The 2,999-nt window shown below is 66.3% G+C and carries 3 protein-coding genes and 1 pseudogene; all 4 read left to right on the top strand.

The features are described from left to right. On the top strand, window positions 1-247 hold a 247-nt coding region (locus A5782_RS09165), incomplete at its 5' end, for a PE/PPE C-terminal domain-containing protein (protein WP_197694170.1). A 332-nt stretch (window positions 248-579) separates the two neighbouring features. Continuing rightward, on the top strand, window positions 580-1,791 hold the full coding sequence (locus A5782_RS09160; RefSeq protein ID WP_067098271.1) for a PPE family protein: 1,212 nt from the start codon (window positions 580-582) through the stop codon (window positions 1,789-1,791). 479 nt (window positions 1,792-2,270) lie between these two features. Beyond that, window positions 2,271-2,570, top strand: coding sequence for a PE family protein (locus tag A5782_RS09155; protein WP_067098267.1), 300 nt, complete (start codon window positions 2,271-2,273; stop codon window positions 2,568-2,570). A gap of 319 nt (window positions 2,571-2,889) precedes the next feature. Next, window positions 2,890-2,999: pseudogene (locus A5782_RS09150) on the top strand (WXG100 family type VII secretion target); the annotation flags it as partial.

Genomic DNA, 2,999 nt, shown 5'->3' with positions numbered 1-2,999 from the left:
GGTGGGGATGTTGTCGGTTCCGCAGCATTGGGCGACGTTGACCTCGGCGGTGAGCCCGTCGGCGCTGTCCGAGGAGGTCACTCCGGTTCAAGCGGTGGGGGCGACGGGCACCTCGGGTGCGGGGGCCAACGGGTTGTTGCGCGGCATGCCCGCGGGCTCGTTCGGTCGGCGCAGCGCCGCCGCCGGCTATGTCAACAAATACGGGTTCCGCTACAGCGTGCTGACCCGCCCACCGTCGGCCGGATAAGCGGCGGAAACAGGCATGTACCCCCAGACCTTTAGCCGCGGCCGGATTTTATCCCCGGCCTCGGTACATGTGCGCCCGGCTACGTCGGCATGGTGCCGGGGCGGCCGCGGCAGACTGGCGGTGAGCTCCGCCCGTTCCCGCAGCTCACGCCCGCTAGCTGGGCGCGTCTCGGGGCACTCGGCCGGTATTGAGCGGCCGGCCCTGGCCACCGGCGCAAAGGCGCGCCGAACAGCCGTTATCGCATTGACCGGCGTGGCGGTGGTCACCAGCGCATTAACGTCTTTTACTACTCGACGCATCGATTCGAACATCACAGGTTAAGGGGCATATTCGTGGTGGATTATGGGGCGTTCCCTCCGGAGTTCAATTCGGCGCGGATCTACTCGGGTCCGGGCTCGGGTTCGTTTGTGTCTGCCGCGTCGGCGTGGAGCGCGCTGGCGGCCGAACTCAACTCGGCCGCGCTCAGCTATGACAACGTCATCACCTCGCTCAACAGCGAGGAGTGGCTGGGGACGGCGTCCACGGCGATGGCGCAAGCGGCCACACCGTATGTGACCTGGCTGACCACGACGGCCGCGCAGGCCGAAGAGGCGGCCACCCAGGCGCGTTCGGCCGCGGCGGCCTATGAGACCGCGCTGGCCTCCTCGGTGCCGCCCCCGCTCATCGCCGCCAACCGCACGCAGGTGACCCAGCTGCAGGCGACGAACGTCTTGGGGCAGAACACCCCGCTGATCGCTCAGTTGGAGGCCCAGTACGGCGAGTACTGGGCGCAGGACGCGGGCGCGATGTACGGCTATGCGGGCCAGTCGTCGTCGGCGACGAAGGTGGCGACGTTCCAGAAGGCGCCGGAGGTCACCAACCCGTCGGGCCAGGCCACCCAGAGCGCTGCGGTCAGCAACGCCACGGCGAACTCCACGGCGACCAACACGTCGAAAACATTGCAGGCCTTGGCGCAACCCGCGACCACCACCACCACGCAGGCGACGACTCAGGCCGCCACGTCGGCCACGGATCCGTTGTCGGAGGTCTGGTTCCTGTTGACCGGGCAGACCAGCCTCCCCACCAGCCTGGGAACACTCGTCAACGGATATAGCCCGTTTGCGGGATTGTTCTATAACACTGAGGGTCTGCCGTACTTCAGTACTGGTATGGCCAACACGTTCACGCAGATCGCCAAGTCGACCGGGGCTATCGGTGGGGCGGCTCCCGCCGTGGCCAAGGCGCTGCCGGGGCTTGGTGGTCTGGGTGGGATGTTGGGTGGCGGGGCTGCGGCTGCGCATCCGGTGGCGGCGCTGGGTAGTGCGGCCTCGGTCGGTGGCAAGTTGTCGGTGCCGGTGGCCTGGTCGGGTGCGCCGGCCACGCAGGCGCTCGGGCATGCGATTCCGGTCAGCAGCATCAGTGCTGCCCCGGAGGCGGCCGGCGGGCCGGGGAACTTGTTGGGTGGCATGCCGCTGGCCGGTGCCGGTGCCGGCGGGCACGGCGTGGCCGGTCCCAAGTACGGATTCCGGCCCACCGTCATGGCCCGACCACCGTTTGCCGGCTGAGCGCCGTGCCCCGCCGATGCCGACGCCGACAAGGCCACGCAGACATCCGTGTTCGCGGCGTGATGTACCTCGAGTTTTCACAATCGTTACCGGGATCTGCGTTTGGCAGCCACCGGGGCGGCAACCACAGGCCTGCAATGGGCGAAAGGAGGTCCCAGCGACGCGCTACCGGGAATGGTCATCGCATTGATTCAGTGCGAGGGGTTAATCGGCAACCAGATTCTTATGCCGGGCGATCTGACCCCCAGCATCCCGGGTGCCGATTACCAGCAACTTTTCGACCGGGGACTGGTAACGTTTGCTAAGGCCCTCCTCTGAGGGGCAGCGGTCGAGGTCAGGCGCTGTTACTGTGTCGTTACCAAAAGTGAATTCGCCGTACCGTCAAGTGAACAATTGCAAACACCGGCCTTCCGCACCGACCTCGGGGGCCACCGTCATCTAGTCTCGCAGAGTCGGGGATAGAACTAGGAGGGAACAATATGTCGTTCGTGACCACACAGCCGGAGGCTTTGGCCGCGGCGGCCGGGAATCTGCAGGCTATCGGGTCGACCTTGAGCGCCCAGAACGCAGCCGCTGCAGCCCCAACGACGGGGGTCGTACCCGCCGCTGCCGACGAGGTGTCGGCGTTGACCGCGGCGCAATTCGCCGCGCACGCGCAGATGTACCAGGCGGTCAGCGCCCAGGCCGCCGCGATTCACGAGATGTTCGTGAACACCCTGTCCACCAGCTCCGGTTCGTACGCTGCGACCGAAGCAGCCAACGCGGCCGCCGCCGGCTGATCGGACTGGCGGTCCGGGGCCTTGGAACAGATCGTCATCGACGTGGATTCCAACATGACCGCCCCACAGGGGACGATCTCGGGGCCGCAAAGTTGGGGCCGCAAAGCGTCCCGCAACGCAACACACACTCCGTCAACTCAAACGCCGCGGTTCGGGTTTGACGTCCGTCTCACCGTGACAGCACCCGGTGGCCGCCGGCTGACGGAAAGGGGGGGACATTTCTATTCATTCGGCTCGGCGGTTGCGTAACGCGTAAACGATCCGGCCACCGTCTTCACAACATCACCCAATAACCACGTAGCTAAGGAGAACAGCCGACATGGCAACACGCTTTATGACAGACCCGCACGAAATGCGGGCGATGGCGGGCCGCTTTGAGGTGCACGCCCAGACCGTTGAGGACGAGGCTCGCAAGATGTGGTCGTCGTC

Origin of the sequence: Mycobacterium sp. 852002-40037_SCH5390672 (assembly GCF_001665875.1) — a bacterium.
In the GTDB taxonomy this organism is placed as follows: domain Bacteria; phylum Actinomycetota; class Actinomycetes; order Mycobacteriales; family Mycobacteriaceae; genus Mycobacterium.
The sequence above is the reverse complement of the archived record's forward strand: the minus strand, read 5'-3'. Positions and strand labels throughout refer to the sequence as shown.

Coding starts and splice junctions, on each gene's coding strand:
- A5782_RS09155 (WP_067098267.1), top strand. CDS start 2,271: ATGTCGTTCGTGACCACACAGCCGGAGGCTTTGGCCGCGGCGGCCGGG.